The sequence below is a fragment of the Janthinobacterium violaceinigrum genome (assembly GCF_009208555.1).
Taxonomy (GTDB): domain Bacteria; phylum Pseudomonadota; class Gammaproteobacteria; order Burkholderiales; family Burkholderiaceae_D; genus Janthinobacterium; species Janthinobacterium violaceinigrum.
Map to the genome: position 1 here is coordinate 176,245 of NZ_WFLI01000007.1, position 16,704 is coordinate 192,948.

17 protein-coding genes are annotated in these 16,704 nt (G+C 62.8%); 3 read left to right on the forward strand and 14 right to left on the reverse strand.

From position 1 onward, the window contains the following. Positions 1-39: 39 nt before the first annotated feature. From astB to GCN75_RS08660, 6 genes are all read right to left on the reverse strand, one after another. Positions 40-1,380 carry an N-succinylarginine dihydrolase gene (gene astB, locus GCN75_RS08635; protein ID WP_152282182.1) on the reverse strand — a complete coding sequence of 447 codons (1,341 nt, stop codon included), beginning with the start codon at positions 1,378-1,380 and terminating at the stop codon, positions 40-42. Between the two features lie 18 nt (positions 1,381-1,398). Next, the gene (astD, locus tag GCN75_RS08640; RefSeq protein WP_152282183.1) at positions 1,399-2,895 is read right to left on the reverse strand and encodes a succinylglutamate-semialdehyde dehydrogenase; all 1,497 of its coding nucleotides are present in this window, start codon (positions 2,893-2,895) and stop codon (positions 1,399-1,401) included. Further along, positions 2,888-3,940: an arginine N-succinyltransferase gene (astA, locus tag GCN75_RS08645; protein ID WP_152282184.1), complete on the reverse strand. Its 1,053-nt coding sequence runs from the start codon at positions 3,938-3,940 to the stop codon at positions 2,888-2,890. The genes astD and astA overlap by 8 nt, the downstream gene beginning before the upstream one ends. Positions 3,941-3,953: 13 nt before the next feature. After that, a complete protein-coding gene (locus GCN75_RS08650; protein ID WP_152282185.1) occupies positions 3,954-4,985 on the reverse strand; it encodes an arginine N-succinyltransferase in 1,032 nt (343 codons plus the stop codon). 94 nt (positions 4,986-5,079) lie between these two features. Further along, positions 5,080-6,321, reverse strand: a complete 1,242-nt coding sequence (astC, locus tag GCN75_RS08655; RefSeq protein ID WP_152282186.1) for an acetylornithine/succinylornithine family transaminase — start codon at positions 6,319-6,321, stop codon at positions 5,080-5,082. 141 nt (positions 6,322-6,462) lie between these two features. Further along, the gene (locus GCN75_RS08660) at positions 6,463-7,407 is read right to left on the reverse strand and encodes a GlxA family transcriptional regulator (RefSeq protein WP_152282187.1); all 945 of its coding nucleotides are present in this window, start codon (positions 7,405-7,407) and stop codon (positions 6,463-6,465) included. Between the two features lie 132 nt (positions 7,408-7,539). On the opposite strand from GCN75_RS08660, the gene GCN75_RS08665 reads away from it, so the two are divergent. The 3 genes from GCN75_RS08665 to GCN75_RS08675 all read left to right on the forward strand — a co-directional run bounded on the left by GCN75_RS08665 (position 7,540) and on the right by GCN75_RS08675 (position 9,367). Continuing rightward, positions 7,540-7,974, forward strand: a complete 435-nt coding sequence (locus tag GCN75_RS08665) for a MarR family winged helix-turn-helix transcriptional regulator (RefSeq protein ID WP_193317421.1) — start codon at positions 7,540-7,542, stop codon at positions 7,972-7,974. A 45-nt stretch (positions 7,975-8,019) separates the two neighbouring features. After that, positions 8,020-8,304, forward strand: coding sequence for a hypothetical protein (locus GCN75_RS08670; RefSeq protein ID WP_152254785.1), 285 nt, complete (start codon positions 8,020-8,022; stop codon positions 8,302-8,304). A 214-nt stretch (positions 8,305-8,518) separates the two neighbouring features. After that, positions 8,519-9,367, forward strand: a complete 849-nt coding sequence (locus GCN75_RS08675) for an HDOD domain-containing protein (protein ID WP_152282188.1) — start codon at positions 8,519-8,521, stop codon at positions 9,365-9,367. On the opposite strand, the gene GCN75_RS29135 is transcribed toward GCN75_RS08675, so the two are convergent. The 8 genes from GCN75_RS29135 to tgt all read right to left on the reverse strand — a co-directional run bounded on the left by GCN75_RS29135 (position 9,364) and on the right by tgt (position 16,703). Next, positions 9,364-9,525 carry a hypothetical protein gene (locus tag GCN75_RS29135; protein ID WP_193317422.1) on the reverse strand — a complete coding sequence of 54 codons (162 nt, stop codon included), beginning with the start codon at positions 9,523-9,525 and terminating at the stop codon, positions 9,364-9,366. The genes GCN75_RS08675 and GCN75_RS29135 overlap by 4 nt on opposite strands. 211 nt (positions 9,526-9,736) lie before the next feature. Next, complete coding sequence (locus tag GCN75_RS08680) at positions 9,737-10,363, reverse strand: glutathione S-transferase family protein (protein ID WP_152282189.1); 627 nt, start codon at positions 10,361-10,363, stop codon at positions 9,737-9,739. A gap of 74 nt (positions 10,364-10,437) precedes the next feature. Then, positions 10,438-11,139 (reverse strand): helix-turn-helix transcriptional regulator, encoded by a 702-nt coding sequence (locus GCN75_RS08685; RefSeq protein WP_193317423.1) that lies wholly within the window; start codon positions 11,137-11,139, stop codon positions 10,438-10,440. Continuing rightward, entirely contained in the window at positions 11,136-11,885 is a 750-nt protein-coding gene (locus GCN75_RS08690; protein WP_152282190.1) for a hypothetical protein, read from the reverse strand. The genes GCN75_RS08685 and GCN75_RS08690 overlap by 4 nt, the downstream gene beginning before the upstream one ends. Before the next feature lie 74 nt (positions 11,886-11,959). Next, positions 11,960-12,982, reverse strand: a complete 1,023-nt coding sequence (gene secF / locus GCN75_RS08695; protein WP_152282191.1) for a protein translocase subunit SecF — start codon at positions 12,980-12,982, stop codon at positions 11,960-11,962. Positions 12,983-13,072: 90 nt separating this feature from the next. After that, positions 13,073-14,938: a protein translocase subunit SecD gene (secD, locus tag GCN75_RS08700; protein WP_152282192.1), complete on the reverse strand. Its 1,866-nt coding sequence runs from the start codon at positions 14,936-14,938 to the stop codon at positions 13,073-13,075. Between the two features lie 96 nt (positions 14,939-15,034). Then, positions 15,035-15,367, reverse strand: a complete 333-nt coding sequence (gene yajC, locus GCN75_RS08705; RefSeq protein ID WP_034745505.1) for a preprotein translocase subunit YajC — start codon at positions 15,365-15,367, stop codon at positions 15,035-15,037. A 196-nt stretch (positions 15,368-15,563) separates the two neighbouring features. Then, a complete protein-coding gene (tgt, locus tag GCN75_RS08710) occupies positions 15,564-16,703 on the reverse strand; it encodes a tRNA guanosine(34) transglycosylase Tgt (RefSeq protein ID WP_034745502.1) in 1,140 nt (379 codons plus the stop codon). Position 16,704 lies beyond the last annotated feature (1 nt).

A 16,704-nucleotide genomic window follows, 5' to 3' on the forward strand; every position in this document is an offset into this window, starting at 1 on the left:
TAGTCTGTCTCGGATTTTTTCTGTGTGTTTTTCTATCGCCTACAAGTCGTACAATCCCGGTAAGTTGAGGATGATCGTCAATTCTTCAAGCGCCGCATGCACTTCCAGCGCCAGCTGCGGGTCGGCCAGGTCGCTCGGCTCCAGATGGTCGCGGTAGTGCTTCTCCACCCACTGCACCAGCCGATGGTACAGCGCTTCCGTCATGATCACGCCCTGGTGCATGGCGCGCGCCTCGGTTTCCGTCAGGGCCACGCGCAAGCGCAGGCAGGCGGGCCCGCCGCCGTTGCGCATGCTCTGGCGCAGGTCGAAATGAATCAGTTCATCGACCGGGCCGCCGCTGGCCACCAGGCCTTCCAGGTAGCGCGCCACGGCGCGGTTTTCCTGGCATTCCTGCGGAATCACCAGCGCCATCCTGCCGCCCTCTTTCGTCAGCAGCTGGCTGTTGAACAGGTAGCTGCTGACGGCGTCCGCGATCGGCACCTGGCCCGTGTCCACGCGCAGCGCCTGCAAATCGGCCCCCGTGGCGGCAACGGCACGGTGCAACTGCGACAGGCTTGCCTCTTCGTCCGCAAACGCCTGCTCGTGATAGAACAGCACATTGCCATTGCCGACGGCGATGACGTCGTTATGGAACACGCCCTGGTCGATCACGTCCGGATTCTGCTGCACGTACACGGTGCGCTTCGCATCCAGGCCATGCAGGCGCGCCACGGCTTGCGACGCTTCCAGGGTCTGGCGCGCCGGGTAGCGCTTCGGCGACGGCGCCGATGGATCGAACTCCACGCGACCATACACGAACAGCTCGACCGATGGCGCGCCGTGGTTCGCGCCCAGGCGCGTGTGGTTGGCCGCGCCCTCGTCGCCAAAGGCGGGCGTCGACGGCAGCGCGTCATGCACGGCAAAGTGCCTGTCGTCGCTGAAAATGGCGCGCAGGCTGCGCGCCGACTGCGCGTGCTCGAAGGCGCGGTGCAACTTGTTATTCAGGTTGGCGGCCGTAAAATGCACGCGGCCATCGTGCGTGTCCGCCGACGGGCTGACCGTGGCGGCGTTCGCCGTCCACATGGGCGAGGCCGAATACGCGCAAGCGAGGATGACGGGCGACTCCTTGTAGGCGCGCGCCAGCACCTCGGCGTCCGTGCCCGTGAAACCGATGGAGCGCAGCAGGCGGAAATTGGGCCGGTCCTGCGGCGGCAGCAAAGCTTGCGCAAAGCCGCGCGCGGCCAGCGCACGCATCTTGGCCAGGCCCTGCAAGGCGGCCTGCTTCGGATTCGAAGCGCTTTTCACATTGCTGAACGAAGCCACGTTGCCAAACGAGAGCCCCGCATAGTTATGCGATGGGCCCACCAGGCCGTCAAAATTGTATTCGCGCGTGCTGTGCATGGGTATGTCCTTCAAAACTTAAAAATTCAGGCCGGGCGACAGCTTGGCCGGCATTTCCAGTGCGCTGTTCTCGATCGAGGCGACCGGATAGGCGCAGTAGTCAGCCGCGTAATAGGCGCTCGGACGGTGGTTGCCCGACTTGCCGATGCCGCCGAACGGCGCCGTGCTGGCCGCGCCCGTGGTAGGACGGTTCCAGTTGATGATGCCGGCGCGCGCGCGCACCTGGAAGGTTTGCCACAGGGCCGGATCGTCGGACAGCAAGGCGGCGGCCAGGCCGAATTCGGTGGCGTTGGCCACCTTCAGGGCCGCATCGAAATCGGCCACGCGTATCACTTGCAGCAAGGGGCCGAACCACTCTTCGTCCGGAATGCCAACGGCGCCGGTGACGTCGACGATGCCGGCCGTCACAAAGCCCGCCTGCGGATTCAACTGGCGCATCTGCAGCAGGGTGGTGCCGCCCTTGGCCACCATGTCCGCCTGCGCCTGCACCAGGCGCGCGGCCACGGCGCTCGATACCACTGGACCCATGAAGGGCTGCGGCTGCGCATCGGATGCGCCGATGCCCAGCTTCGCCGCCACTTCCACCAGGCGCGCGACAAACGCTGCACCGGCTGCATTGTCCTGCACCACCAGGCGGCGCGCGCAGGTGCAGCGCTGGCCGGCCGAGACAAAGGCGGAAAAGATCGCGTGATGCACGGCCGCATCCACGTCCTGCACATCCCACACGACGAGGGCATTGTTGCCGCCCATTTCCAGCGCCAGCATCTTGCCCGGCTGGCCGCCGAACTGGCGGTGCAGGCTGATGCCCGTCTGGCAGGAACCCGTAAACAGCACGCCGTCGAGGTGCGCATTGGCGCCCAGGGCCACGCCAGTGTCGCGCCCGCCGTTGACGAGGTTGACGACGCCGTCCGGCAAGCCCGCCTGCTGCCACAGCTGCACGGTTTTCACGGCCGTGCGCGGCGCATATTCGCTGGGCTTGAAGACGATGGTGTTACCGGCGATCAGGGCCGGCACGATGTGGCCGTTCGGCAGGTGACCGGGGAAGTTATACGGGCCGAACACGCCGAACACGCCATGCGGGCGGTGGCGCAGCACGGCGTCGCCATCGGCGATCTTGCTTTGCGTGACGCCCGTGCGCGCGTGATACGACTGCACCGAGATATCGATCTTGTTGGCCATCGTGGCCACTTCCGTGCGCGATTCCCACAAGGGTTTGCCCACTTCTTCCGAGATCAGCAGCGCCAGCGCTTCGGCGTGCTCCTTCAGCAGCTCGCGGAAGCGCACGCAGATGGCGATGCGTTCTTCGACGGGCGTATCGGCCCACGCTTCGAACGCTGCGCGGGCGGCCCGGCAAGCCTGTTCCACTTCGTTGTCCGTCGCTTCCAGGCTGGCCCAGGTCTGCTTGCCGTTCGACGGATCGATGGTGACCAGTTCGCGGCCCGTGCCTGGCAGCCAGGCGCCGTTGATGAAGTTCGATGCTGCGGTAGATGAATGAAGGTCGGACGATTTAGACATGGAGATGCTTCCTCGGGTTGAGTGACAAGGTGCGCACGGTGTCGCCATTGCGGCTACGCAGCAGATGCAGTTCATCGTCATCGAGCGCGATCTTGCCGCTGTGCGGATTGGCGCTGGTGACGATCATGCGGAAATCTTTCAGGTCGGTGTTCGACACCAGATACGGCTCGGCCTGGGCAAGGTCGCTACAGGCTTCCGGTACCGCCTCGGCGTCGAGCACGGCAGGCATGCTGTCGCGCATGGCACGCAGCTCGGAGACGCGCGCCTGCAGCACGGGACCGGCGTCGAAAATATCGACATAGCCTTCGAAGTGCAAGCCTTCCTGTTCCAGCAGGCGGCGCGCGGGCGCCGTGCTCAGATGCACCTTGCCGATGACTTCCTGCGCCTCGTCGGGCAGGTAGGCCACGTACATGGGCTGGCGCGGCATCAGTTCGGCGATGAACGATTTTTTTCCCAGGCTCGTCAGGTCGTCGACGTGGTGGAAATCCATCTTGAAGAAGTGGCGGCCCAGGCCCTCGTAGAACGGCGAGCTGCCGTCCGGCGCCTGGTAGCCGCGCATTTCCGCGATCAGCTTTTCCGTGAACAGGTGCGGGAACTGGGCGATGAACAGAAAGCGGCTTTTCGACAGCAGCTTGCCGTTGTTGCCGCTGCGGTAATCGGGGTGCAAAAACAGCGAGCACAGTTCCGTGCTGCCCGTCAGGTCGTTCGACAGGTACAGCGTTTCCATGCGCGTAAACACATCAAGCTCGCGGCTCGAGTGCACGAGCGTGCCGATGCGGTAGTTGTAGAACGGTTCGTCCAGGCCCACGGCGCCCTTGATGGCGCACACGCCGGCCAGGCGGCCCGTGTCGGTATCCTCCATGACGAACATATAGTCGCGCTTTTCGGGCGGGATCGTTTCGGCGAACGAGGCGCAGGCGATGGCCAGGCGGTCGCCCAGCATTTTCATGTCCGGCTTGAGGGTGGTCATGCCGGTGCCGACCTGGCTGGCCAGGCCGTACAGGGCGTCCAGGTCAGAAGCGTTGATGGCGCGTACTACTAGCATAATGTTCTCTCGGTTAGATGCGTACGCAGATGACGCTGTCGCCTTCGGCCACGGCCAGCGCCTCGAGCAGCTCGGCCGGCAAGCCGACGGTGTCCTGCCCTTCGAGCGCATCGCAGGTGAAGGTGACGGCGCGGAAGTTGCGCTCCGCGCCCGAAGCGATCGCGTAATGCACTTTCAGGCCCGTGCGGCTGGGCGTGACGCCTGCGACGACACGGCGCGTGAGCGAGCCCGTAAACGAGCGCAGCGAATTCTTGTGCGCCTGCAGGATCGGGCCGCCATCGAAGATGTCGATGTAATCGTCGGCTTCGAAACCTTCTTCCGTCAGCAGATTGAACGCCAGTTCGCCGCTCGGGTGGATCTGGCCCATGGCCGCCTGCGCGTCGCCGGGCAAGAGCGGCACGTACACGGGGTAATGCGGCATCAGCTCGACGATCAGGGTGCGGTTGCGCGCGCCGCCGATGACTTTCTCCGCATCGAGGAAATCCATCTGGAAGAACTTGCGGCCCAGCGCATCCCAGAACGGCGACTGGCCGTTGGCGTCCGTGATGCCGGCCAGCGGCACGAAGAAACGATCGCCGAAACGGTGCGGTGCCAGCACGGCGAACAGCAGCCGCGCGCGCGACAGCAAGGCCGCCTCCAGGCCCGCCTGCTCCATATTGCGCACATAGAAGCCGGACAGCTGCGAGTACGCCGTCAGCTCCGAACACAGGGTCAGCGCATGCACGCTGTGACTGATGTTCAGGTCGCGCGAGACTTGCTGGATGACGTCGTTGCGAAAGGAAAAATAAGTACCGTTCGAGCCGGCCGAGGCGAAGATGGCGGCCGTACCGAGGATGCTCTTGTCGAGCAGGGATTCAAGCACGAAGAGATACGACTCTTCGCTGGGGATGTCGACATGGGCGGCAAACGAGGCGATGGAGCGCTCGACGGAGGCGGCGATTTTTTCACGCGTCTTCGGCAGGGTATGGACACCCGGCATGGTTACCGCGGCCAGCGCTTCGAGGGCTGCGATATCCGCAATTTCTACCGGACGGACAACATACATGGATACTCCTTCAGTGCAGACAATGCCAGGGTAGAACCAAGCCGGCCCGCAGCAAAGCGGCGGGCCGGTGATCAAACAGGGAGCGAGGCTAGCCTCAGGCTTTCAGCATGCCGTCGATGGCCACGCGCAGCAGGCGGCCCGCTTCGGCAATCTGTTCGTCCGAGACGATCAGGGCCGGCGCCAGGCGCACCACGTCCATACCGGCGATCAGCACCATCAAGCCTTGCGCTTCGGCCGCTTTCTGGATGTCCTTCGCGCGGCCCTTCCAGGCATCGCTGACTACCAGGCCCAGCAGCAAACCGCTGCCGCGCACGGCGGAGAATACTTGCGGATAATCCGTGATCAGGCCTTGCAGCATGGCGATGGTATTGACGCTCGCATCCTTGACGCGGGCCAGGAAGGCCGGCGTGTTGATCGTCTCCAGCACGGTCAGGGCCACGGTGGCGGCCAGCGGGTTGCCGCCGTAGGTGGTGCCGTGCGTGCCGACGGCCAGGGTTTGCGCCAGTTCATTGGTGGTCAGCATGGCGCCGATCGGGTAGCCGTTGCCCAGCGCCTTGGCGGCCGTCAGGATGTCCGGCGTGACGCCGTAGCCCATGTAGGCGAACAACGCGCCAGTGCGGCCCATGCCGCACTGGACTTCGTCGAAAATCAACAGGGCGCCCGTCTTGTCGCACAGGGCGCGCAGTTCCTTGAGGAACTCCGGATTGCCGGGCACCACGCCGCCTTCGCCTTGTACCGGCTCGACGATCACGGCGCACACGTCATCGCCGATGGCGGCGCGCGCCGCTTCGATGTCGTTGTAGGCGATGTGGTCGATCGATGGCGGCAGCGGCTCGAAGCCTTCCGTGTACTTGGCCTGGCCGCCGACGGACACCGTAAACAGGGTGCGGCCGTGGAAAGAGCTGAAGCACGAAATGATGCGCGACTTGTGCGCGCCGAACCTGGTGTGCGCATACTTGCGCGCCAGTTTCAGGGCCGCTTCGTTGGCTTCCGCGCCCGAGTTGCAGAAGAAGGCGCGGTCGGCAAACGTCGCTTCCGTCAGGGCCAGCGCCAGGCGCAGCACCGGTTCGTTGGTGTAGCCGTTGCCCAAATGCCACAAATTATTGATTTGCTTGGTCAGCACGTCGACCAGGGCCGGATGGCAGTGGCCCAGGCTGTTGACGGCGATGCCGGAGGTGAAATCGAGGTAATGCTTGCCTGCCTGGTCCCACAGATCCAGTCCGGAACCGCGCACGGGCACCATGGCTGCAGGGGCGTAGGTAGGAACGAGGACCTGGTCAAAGGTTTCCCGGGTGACTGGACGAGCCGTTACGGTCGAATCAAGCTTGGCATTCATAGCATTTCCCCATCAATATGTTAGGTACTCCGCAGCTACGACAGCTACGTGTGTACTGCATTATAAAAAGCGGGATGCTAAAACTCTTTTGAATCTGCGACAAGGATTTTCACAATTCATCACAGCTGCCTTGACACGGGGCTAGGCAGGCGGCATCAGCTTGCGCTGCCGCTCTTCACGGGGGGTATTGCCAAATAAAGTGCCAAACGCCGTGGAAAAATGGGAACCGGAGGAAAAGCCGCACATCAGGCCCACTTGCACGATGGAATAATGTGTATCGAGCAATAGTTGCCGCGAGCGCTGCAGGCGCAGCTCCAGGTAGTAGCGCGACGGCAGGCTGCCCAGGTATTGCTTGAACAGCCGCTCCAGCTGGCGCCGCGACAGGCCCACCAGGCTGGCGATGTCATCGGTCGACAGCGGTTCTTCGATATTGGCTTCCATCAAGGTCACCGCTTCGGACAATTTCGGCTGCAGCACGCCAAAGCGCGCCTGCAGGGCCACGCGCTGGCGCTCTTCCTTGCCGCGCACCTTGTCCACGCACAACGCTTCCTTGACGAGCGCCTGCACGTCGGCGCCAAACACGGTCTCGATCAGGGTCAGCGAAAAGTCGATGCTGGCCGCGCCGCCGCAGCAGGTGATGTGGGGGCCGTCGATGTCGAACAGGTGCGGCGTCAGAATGGCCCGCTCGGCCTTGGCCTCCGCATCCGCGTACAGGGCCCAGGGCAAGGCGATGCGCACGCCATCCATCACGCCCGCGTCGGCCAGCCACAGCACGGCCGCGCCCACGCCGCCCCAGAACGGCGCCGAACGGCAGCGCTCGATCACAGCCCGGCACAGCTCGGCGCGCAGCGGCGCCTCCGTTTCATCGGCCACCAGCAGCGCGATATGCCAGTTGCCGCCCTGCTGAGCCACCTGCTCGGGCGTACGCACGTCCAGTTGCAGGGCTTCCGGTCCCAGCGCCCGCGCGCACAGGCGCAGCGGCTGCACCAGGCCCGCCCAGGTAATCGACTCGGCATCGCCGGCATGGACCAGCAGCAAACGCAACGGTTTATCGAGGCCGATACGGGAGAGATTTGCGAAAGACATCGGCGGGGCAGGATACGGACAAGGGCTGAGTTGCACACATGATACCGGAGTTCGGCCCCATCGAAGCCCTGTTGCAACCGCGCCTCCCGACGCGGCGGAAAAAAGCGGAACGGAAGGATATAATCACGCTCTATGGGTGAACGATATTTAAAAAGTATCCGGCTGCTGGCCGAATGCATGCAGGGCTTCGAGCGGTTTTCTAGCGACTTCGTGCGCCAGTACGGCTTGACGCATGCGCAATTCGACATCATTGCCACGCTCGGCAACACCTGCGGCATGTCCTACAAGGAACTGGGCCAGAAAACCCTGATTACCAAGGGCACCTTGACGGGCGTGGTGGACCGGCTCGAACAAAAGGGGCTGGTGCTACGCGAACGTTGCACGAAAGACAAGCGCTCCTATTTTGTGCGCTTGAGCTGCGAGGGCGAACAGGTGTTCCATGACGTGTTCCCCAAGCTGACAAAGCAGGGCCAGCGCTTGTTTGACGGCTATACGGAAGACGATTTCATGCGCCTGGAAACCACCCTGGCAGGCTTGAAACACGCCATCGCCAACGGCCACAGCTGACCATTCATCAAGCACAGACATTCAAACAAGACAAAGGAAACCAAGTTGAAAACCACACTGCTCGAAGGCAAAAAGCCCGCTCATTTCGATAAAAGCATCATCGGCAACCTGCTGCTCAACGCCAGCACGCCGGAGTTGGTCCGCCAGGAAAAACTGATCATCGGCGTGCGCAACGAAGACGGCGAAATCTACCGCCTGATCGGCGCCACCAAGCACAACAGCTTCATGAACGCCGTCGAAGAATTGTTCGACCTGGGCCTGACCGATGAACTGGAAGACAGCGACGAACTGGTCGAAGGCTGCGACGCCATCTTCAGCGAATCGCTGTAGGAGCACTTAGCAGGACCTGCTGCGCCGTGGGCTGTGCGGCCGGCGGCTCCTGTTCAACGCCCTGACGATCGCTATCGTTAAAAAAGGCATGCCCCTGATCCAGCGGCATGCCTTTTTCCGTTTACGGGGCTTTGCTTGCCTTTTGCCCGGCTGTTTGCGAAAAGATCACGGTTAAAAAGTTCCGTACGGAAATATTGCGAGTATAATTTTTTCAATGAACAGACTCGACGCCTTTAAAAGCATCGCCGCACAAGCCGCTCGTGGCGAGCTGACCTTTCCTGCCAATGTGGACGCTTCGCTCAAGCTGCAAGAGGCGCTGGCCGATCCCGACTGCCATATCGAGGCCGCCGCCAAGCTGGTGCAGGCCGACCCGCTGCTGGCCGCGCGCACGGTGGCCATCGCCAATTCGGTGGCGTTCAACCGTTCCGGCAACGAAATCACCAGCGTGCGCAATGCCGTGCAACGGCTCGGCGTGCGTACCCTGCAATCGGTGGTGGCATCGCTGATCGTGCGCCAGCTGGGCAGCACCATCACCGATCCCGCGCTGCAGGCAAAGGCCAACCAGCTGTGGGAACACACGGCCCACGTGGCGGCCCTGTCGCAGGTACTGGCCCGCCGCGTCACCAAGGTGGACCCCGATACGGCCCTGTTTGCGGGCATCATGCATGAAGTGGGCGGCTTTTATCTGCTGTCGCGCGCGGCCGAATTTCCCGGCATCCTGGACGGCGAACCGCAGGACTGGGTCGAACATGGCGAACAGGCGATCGGCCATGGCGTGCTGACCAAACTGAAGGTGCCGGAAGCCGTGATGGGCGCCATCGATGCGCTGTGGGAAGGCTTGCGCGCCATCCCGCCCGAATCGCTGGGCGACACCCTGCTGCTGGCAAACGACTTGGCGCCCGTCTCGTCCCCCCTGAACGAAAGTCCGGCCGCCATCGCCGTGCGGGCCGCGCGCGCCGCACGCAGCATCGATTGCCTGATCGGCGACGATGCGACCTTGTCGAGCATCATGGAAGAATCGGACGATGAAGTGCAGTCGCTGCTGAAGGTGCTCGTGCACTAGCCTGCCGGCTTGTTGGCCACTGGCGGCGGCGCCGGCTTGACCGTTTCGACGATCAGCACATGCTTGTCCATGGCCTGCGTTCCCTGTTGTTGCTGGACGACTTGCGTGGCGACCGCCCTGGTGCTCAACAGGGGCTGCGGATGGCGTGGCATGAACATGGCGTAGCTGCTGGCAGTGGGATAGGCCCCATATGCGCAGCAGGTAGCAAATTATCAAGCCTTAAATTATCCCCCCCCCTTCAAACGCCGGACAAAAAAAACCCGCTCGAAAGCGGGTAAAGTCCAAAGCTAGGGATGTCCTGAAAGAGACAGCCCTATCTTATGCGCTGCGCCACAGCGGCTCCGTGCGCTGGCACACTTAGTGCGCACATTATTGCGGCAACAGCTCCACTTCCGTTTCCTGCCAGGCCCGCAACTGCCGCACGCGGGCAAACCACGCGTGGATGTGCTGGTACTGCGCCAGCGGCAGCCGCACCGCTTCGCTGTACATCAGCGGCGCGGCCACGGCGAAATCGGCCAGGGTCACGTCTTCGCCGCTGAGCCAGCTGCGTCCCGCCAGATGCGCGTCCAGCACCACGGCGCAGGCATGCAGCTCGTGCTCGCCGCGCGCCTCTTCCAGCGGATCGGCCGGACCATTGCCCGTCATGCCCTTCCATGCGCGTTCCCAGGCCAGCACGCTGATGGCGGGCGCAAAGTGCTGCGCCGCCCAGAACAGCCAGCGGTTGACGTCGGCGCGGGCCTGCGGCGCCGAAGGATAGATGGTCTGGCCCGGCACCTGCTCGGCCAGGTATTGCATGATGGCGCACGATTCCCACAGCAGGAAAGCGCCATCGGCCAGCACGGGCACCTTGCCGTTCGGATTCAGTTCGCCCAGGCGGCGGCGGTCATCCGCATTCATCAGGTCGACTTCGGCCAGTTCCAGAGGCAAGCCCAGGTGGATCGCCGTCATCAGGGCACGGCGGGCGTTCGAGGACATGGGGTGGTGGTACAGACGCATGATGGAGTACTCCGGTGAGTGAAGAAGCCACCATCGTAGAACCAGTCACTGACAGTTTTTGTCAGGAGCAGCTATCAGGATTCCGGATCAATATCATGCGCCTTGCGCCAGGTGTCGAGCAAGGCGTGGCGGCGCGTGGGATAGCGCTCCTCGTGCCGCTGCACGCTGGCGATGCGGTCGATGCGGAAGTGCCGGTAATCGCCGCGCAGCTCGCACCAGGCGGCCAGCAGGCGCTTGCCCTCGAAAAACGCCAGGGCGAACGGCCAGACGGTGCGCGAGGTGGCGCTGCCGTGTTCATCCTGGTAACCCAGCGTGATTTTCTGTTCATAGCGGATCGCCTCGCGCACGGGCTGCACATGCAGGTCGGCCGGCTGCGTGCCATCGGCGGGACGGCCCAGCGGTACCCACAGACTGGTGTCGGCCATGCTGTCGCGCAAGTCGCGCGGCGAGGCGGCCGCGATCTTCGCCAGCGCATTGCTGGCCGCCTGCGCCAGGCCCGCATCGCCTTGCCGGCGCACCCAGCGCGCGCCCAGCACCAGCGCCTCCAGTTCATCGGGACCGAACATCAGCGGCGGCAAGAAGGCGCCACGGCGCAGCACATAGCCGATGCCGGCCTCGCCCTGCAGGGGCGCGCCCAGTTCGGCCAGGGTCTGGATATCGCGGTAAATCGTGCGCTCGGATACGCCCAGCTGCTGCGCCAGCTGGGCCGCCGTGACGGGCACGCGCCTGGCGCGCATGGCGTCCATCAGCAGGAACAGGCGTCCGCTGCGGCTCATGGACAGTCCTGCAATGCCTGGTCGCCCATGACGAGGGCCGACAGGGCCGGCACGTACAGATAGCCGTCGGGCGCCAGACGCGCCGCGCGCGGCCCCTCTTGCACGCCGGCGATGCCGTAGCAGCGCTGCAGGCGGGCCGCGGCGGGCCACCAGTAGACGGCGGCATCCTGGTCGGGAAAGCGCTGGCGCACGCTGTCGGCCTGCGCCGCCACCTGCCGGAAGTCGCGGTAAAAGGCGGGGGCAATGCCCAGTTCCGCGGCAAAAGCTGCTTCCTCCGCCGCCGACGCGGCCAGGTGCGCCGCCAGCGCCGCCGTTTCACGCTCGAGCTCATCGGCCGGCACGCCCGCCTCCACCAGGCTGCGGCGCATGTACTCCGGGCCTGCCTGCGCGCGCAGGAAGGCCGTGTCCTGCAGCGCCAGCACGGCGCCGGCAGGGATGTGCTTGCGGCGCGCGGCCGGAAAGACATACAGCGCGCAACTGCCCGCGCAGACGGTGTCGACGGCCAGGTCCCACTGCCGCTGGCGCAGGTAGCGCCCCAGCTGCATGGCCGCCTGCGGATCGCCACCGCCGCTATTCACGCGCAGCATGGCGGTTTCCGACGTGGCCAGTTGCCGCACCTTCTCCGCATCGCTGTCAGCGATGGCGCCGCGCACGACGATGGCGTCGCCGGCCGCCCGGCTGACATCCGCCGCGCCGGCCAGCGCGGTCACGCCCATCATCGCCGCCATCCATACAAAACGCTTCATCGTCATCCGTCACAAAAAAAAACGACCACCGCGAGGGGTGATCGTTCCTGGGTTCGCTGTGCAAAAACCTGCGTTTACACCACGGCGCCGTCGGTTTCGTCTTTTTCCTTGATCGGCTTGATCAAGTCTTCGCGCTTGACGCCCAGCCACATGGCGATCGAGGCCGCGACGAACACGGACGAGTAAATACCGAAGCAGATACCGATGGTCAGCGCCAGCGCGAAATGGTGCAGGGTCTGGCCGCCGAAGACCAGCATCGACAGCACCATCATCTGCGTGGAACCGTGGGTGATGATGGTACGCGAAATGGTGCTGGTGATCGCGTTGTCGATCACTTCATGCACGGAAGCCTTGCGCTGCTTGCGGAAGTTTTCACGGATACGGTCAAAGATCACCACCGACTCATTGACCGAGTAGCCCAGCACCGCCAGGATGGCCGCCAGCACCGTCAGCGAGAATTCCCACTGGAAGAAGGCGAAGAAACCCAGGATGATGACCACGTCATGCAAGTTGGCGATAATCGCCGAGACAGCGTATTTCCACTCGAAGCGGATGGCCAGGTAGACCATCACGCCCAGAATCACCATCACCAGCGCGTTCAAGCCGTTCTGCGTCAATTCGTCGCCCACTTGCGGGCCGACGAATTCGACTTTCTGCAGCACCAGCGCTTCGTTGCCGGCAGCGTCCACGCAGGCGGTCTTGATGACGTGCTCGCCCTTGTCGGTAACGGTATCGATGCCCTTGGTCGTGCCTTGCTCGACCTTGCACAGCGTTTCAAACACGCGCTGCGAAGTGTTCGCGGCAGTCACGCCCTTTTCCACCGGCAGGCGGATCATCACGTCGCGCGCCGTGTCGAAGCTGGTCACGCCCGGCTCTTCGTAGCCCATCTTGATCAGGGTGCCGCGTATGCCTTCTAGGTTGGCCGCTTTCGGGTACTTCACCTCCAGCACGGTGCCGCCCTTGAACTCCACGGACAGGTGCAAGCCCTTGTGGAACAGGAAGAAGACGGCGGCAATGAAGGTCACGGCCGAAATGACGTTGAAAATCAACGCATGGCGCATGAAGGGAATATCTTTTTTGATCCGGAAAAATTCCATGAAATCCTCTGAGTTCTGTTCTGTGCGTCCGGCGGCTGGGCCGCCGGACGCTATCGCTGTTGACGCTATTCGGTAAGTCGGAGCCCTGGCTTATTTGCTCGTGCCCGGCACCCATACCGTGCCGATCGACAGGGTCGTCAGCTTTTTCTTGCGGCCATACCAGAGGTTGACCACGCCGCGCGACACGAAGACGGAGGAGAACATCGAGGTCAGAATACCCAGGCAATGCACAACAGCGAAGCCGCGCACGGGACCGCTGCCGAAGGCCAGCAGCGCCAGGCCGACGATCAGGGTGGTCACGTTCGAGTCAAGAATCGTGGCCCAGGCGCGGTCGAAGCCGGCGGCGATGGCCGCTTGCGGCGTATTGCCGGCGCGCAGCTCTTCGCGGATACGTTCGTTGATCAGCACGTTGGCGTCAATCGCCATGCCCAGCGCCAGCGCGATAGCGGCGATACCGGGCAAGGTCAAGGTCACCTGAATCATCGACAGCAGGCCGACCAGCAGCAGCAGGTTGGTGGCCAGGGCCAGCACGCTGAAGGCGCCGAACAGCATGTAGTAGGCGATCATGAAGATGGCGATGGCAATGAAGCCATACAGGGTCGAATGGAAGCCCTTGGCGATGTTTTCCGCGCCCAGCTGCGGTCCGATCGTGCGTTCTTCGATGACGGTCATCGGTGCCGACAGGGCGCCCGAGCGCAGCAGCAGCGCCAGTTCATTCGCGTTTTCCGCGCCGCCCATGCCGGTGATCTGGAAGCGCGAGCCGAGTTCCTGCTGGATGGTCGCGACGGACAATACTTCCGGCTTGCCCTTTTCAAACAGCACGATGGCCATGCGCTTGCCCACGCGCTCGCGCGTCGCTTCGCGCATCTTGCGGCCGCCGTCGCCATTCAGGTCGATCGACACGGCCGCTTGCTGGTTCTGGTCGAAGCTGGCCGTGGCGCTGGAGATATAGTCGCCCGTCAGGATCACGTCTTTCGCCAGCACGACAGGTACGCCCTTGCCGACCGTGAACAATTCCGAATTGAACGGGATGGCGCTCGACAGTTCGGTGCCAGGCACGATGGTTTCATCGACCAGGCGCACTTCCAGGGTAGCCGTGCGGCCGATGATGGCTTTCGCGCGGGCCACGTCCTGTACGCCAGGCAGTTGCACCACGATACGGTCAGGACCTTGCTGCTGGATCAGCGGCTCGGCCACGCCCAGCTCATTGACGCGCTTGGACAGGGTGGAGATATTCTGTTTCACGCCTTCGTCGATGGTCGCTTTCAGGGCGGCCGGCTTCAGGGTGATGTTCAGTTTCAAATCGCTGCCTTCGCCCGCATCGGCGAACGCCAGTTCCGTCATCTGGTCGGACAGGACATTTTTTGCTTTCAGGCGCGTTTCCGCGTCGCGGAAGTTGATTTGCACGCTATCGCCCACGCGCTCGATGCCCGCATGGCGGATATTCTTGTCGCGCAACACGCTACGCGAGGCGGACTGGACGCCCTGGACTTTCTTGTTCAGTACGGCTTTCGCATCGACCTGCATCAGGAAGTGCACGCCACCGCGCAAATCCAGGCCCAGGAACATGGGCAAGGCATGCAATTTTTGCATCCACATCGGCGTATTGGCTTGCAGGTTGACCGTCACGATGAACGCGGGATCGGTGGAATCGGGATTCAAATCCTTTTCCAGCACCAGTTTTGCCTTGAACTGGGTATCGGGATCGGCAAAACGCACGCGCACGGAGGCCAGGTTGCCGACACCATCCATGGTGACGCCTTCCGACTTGACGTTCTCTTTCGTCAATATTTGCTCGACTTGCGTCATCAGCTCGCCCGTCACTTTGACAGTCGACTTGCCGCTGGTTACTTGCAGCGCCGGTGACTCACCGAAATAATTGGGTGCCGTATAGAGTGCGCCCAGCAATAAGGCGACGACGATGATGATGTATTTCCAGGCAGGATAGCGATTCATAGTGATTCAGCGTTCAGTGTTGAGCGTCGGAGGCGTCGCGAGGGGCGGCGGATAGCCACCCCGGTCTATCATTGCCAAGGCAATGACAGCGAGGAATTACAGCGCCTTCAGGGTGCCTTTAGGCAGCAAGGTGGTAATGGAGCTCTTTTGCACCGTGATTTCGGTGCCGGTCGCCACTTCGATAGTGACGTAAGCGTCCACTACCTTGACAACGCGGCCCAGCATGCCGCCGGCGGTGACGACTTCGTCACCCTTGGCCAGCGCGTCCATCATCGCCCGTTGTTCTTTGGCGCGTTTTTGCTGTGGGCGGATCATCAGGAAATACATGACCACGAACATCAATACCAGCGGCAGGAAGCTGGTCAGGTTGCCGCCGAGGCCCAGGGCGTCGGTTGGGGCTTGCGCATAAGCGTTGGAAATGAAAAACACGGTGACTCCAGTTCTAATCAGTTTGAAAAAATAGCGCTGTATTCTAGCATTGGCCATACGCCATAACCCGAATTGCAGGCATGGCAACTTTAAATGGGGCTAAAAAAGCATTATGCAATGCTTTATCGCCCCAGTCCAAGCACCAATACACAAAACTTCGGGCCATGCGGCAGCCAGGGCTCAAGCTAAGCTTTTCTTAAGTTCCCCGTGCGCGTTCCGCATGGAATTGCAAGGTAAATGCGTGGAAACGGTCTTCGTCCAGCGCTTCGCGCATCTGGCGCATCAGGTCCAGGTAGTAATGCAGGTTGTGGATGGTGTTCAGGCGCGCACCCAGGATTTCCTTGGAGCGGTGCAAATGGTGCAGATACGCGCGCGAGAAATTGCGGCAGGCGTAGCAGCTGCACGTCTCGTCCAGCGGCGCCTGGTCTTCCTTGTACTTGGCGTTCTTGATCTTGATGTCGCCAAAACGGGTAAACAGCCAGCCATTGCGGGCATTACGCGTCGGCATGACGCAGTCGAACATGTCGATGCCGTTCGACACGCCCGCCACCAGGTCTTCCGGCGTGCCCACGCCCATCAGGTAATGGGGCTTGTTGGCCGGCAGGCGCGGGCCCACGTGGGCCAGCATGCGCATCATGTCTTCCTTCGGCTCGCCGACGGACAGGCCGCCGATGGCGATGCCGGGGAAATCGATCTCTTCCAGCTTGGCCAGCGACTCGTCGCGCAGCATTTCAAACATGCCGCCCTGCACGATGCCAAACAGCGCATTCGGGTTCTCGCCGCGGTGGAACTCGTCCTTCGAGCGCTGCGCCCAGCGCAAGGACATGCGCATGGACTTGGCCGCTTCCTCGATGGTGGCCGGGCGGCCCTGGATCTCGTACGGCGTGCATTCGTCGAACTGCATGACGATGTCGGAGTTCAGCACGCGCTGCACCTGCATCGACACTTCCGGCGACAGGAACAGCTTGTCGCCGTTGATGGGCGAATTGAAATGCACGCCCTCTTCCGTGATCTTGCGCATGGCGCCCAGCGAAAACACCTGGAATCCGCCCGAATCGGTCAGAATCGGCTTGTTCCAGCCCATAAAACCGTGCAAGCCGCCGAATTTTTCCATGACGGTGTTGCCAGGACGCAACCACAGGTGAAACGTGTTGCCCAGGATGATCTGCGCGTCGATCTCGTTGAGTTCCAGCGGCGACATGGCCTTCACGGAGCCGTAAGTGCCCACTGGCATGAAGATCGGCGTCTGCACGACACCGTGGTTGAGTTTCAAGGTGCCGCGGCGTGCCTTGGTCAGGCCGCTCGTGTCGGTCTTGAGGAGGGTAAATTCCAGCATT

Bases quoted from the DNA above. Each gene is read 5' to 3' on its own strand.
- GCN75_RS08675 (WP_152282188.1), top strand. From the start codon at position 8,519: ATGAACAGACTCGACGCCTTTAAAAGCATCGCCGCACAAGCCGCTCGT.
- GCN75_RS08665 (WP_193317421.1), top strand. From the start codon at position 7,540: ATGGGTGAACGATATTTAAAAAGTATCCGGCTGCTGGCCGAATGCATG.
- GCN75_RS08660 (WP_152282187.1), bottom strand. From the start codon at position 7,407: ATGTCTTTCGCAAATCTCTCCCGTATCGGCCTCGATAAACCGTTGCGT.
- GCN75_RS29135 (WP_193317422.1), bottom strand. From the start codon at position 9,525: ATGTTCATGCCACGCCATCCGCAGCCCCTGTTGAGCACCAGGGCGGTC.
- astB (WP_152282182.1), bottom strand. From the start codon at position 1,380: ATGCACAGCACGCGCGAATACAATTTTGACGGCCTGGTGGGCCCATCG.
- astD (WP_152282183.1), bottom strand. From the start codon at position 2,895: ATGTCTAAATCGTCCGACCTTCATTCATCTACCGCAGCATCGAACTTC.
- astC (WP_152282186.1), bottom strand. From the start codon at position 6,321: ATGAATGCCAAGCTTGATTCGACCGTAACGGCTCGTCCAGTCACCCGG.
- tgt (WP_034745502.1), bottom strand. From the start codon at position 16,703: ATGCTGGAATTTACCCTCCTCAAGACCGACACGAGCGGCCTGACCAAG.
- GCN75_RS08690 (WP_152282190.1), bottom strand. From the start codon at position 11,885: ATGAAGCGTTTTGTATGGATGGCGGCGATGATGGGCGTGACCGCGCTG.
- secF (WP_152282191.1), bottom strand. From the start codon at position 12,982: ATGGAATTTTTCCGGATCAAAAAAGATATTCCCTTCATGCGCCATGCG.
- GCN75_RS08650 (WP_152282185.1), bottom strand. From the start codon at position 4,985: ATGTATGTTGTCCGTCCGGTAGAAATTGCGGATATCGCAGCCCTCGAA.
- astA (WP_152282184.1), bottom strand. From the start codon at position 3,940: ATGCTAGTAGTACGCGCCATCAACGCTTCTGACCTGGACGCCCTGTAC.
- GCN75_RS08685 (WP_193317423.1), bottom strand. From the start codon at position 11,139: ATGAGCCGCAGCGGACGCCTGTTCCTGCTGATGGACGCCATGCGCGCC.
- GCN75_RS08680 (WP_152282189.1), bottom strand. From the start codon at position 10,363: ATGCGTCTGTACCACCACCCCATGTCCTCGAACGCCCGCCGTGCCCTG.
- secD (WP_152282192.1), bottom strand. From the start codon at position 14,938: ATGAATCGCTATCCTGCCTGGAAATACATCATCATCGTCGTCGCCTTA.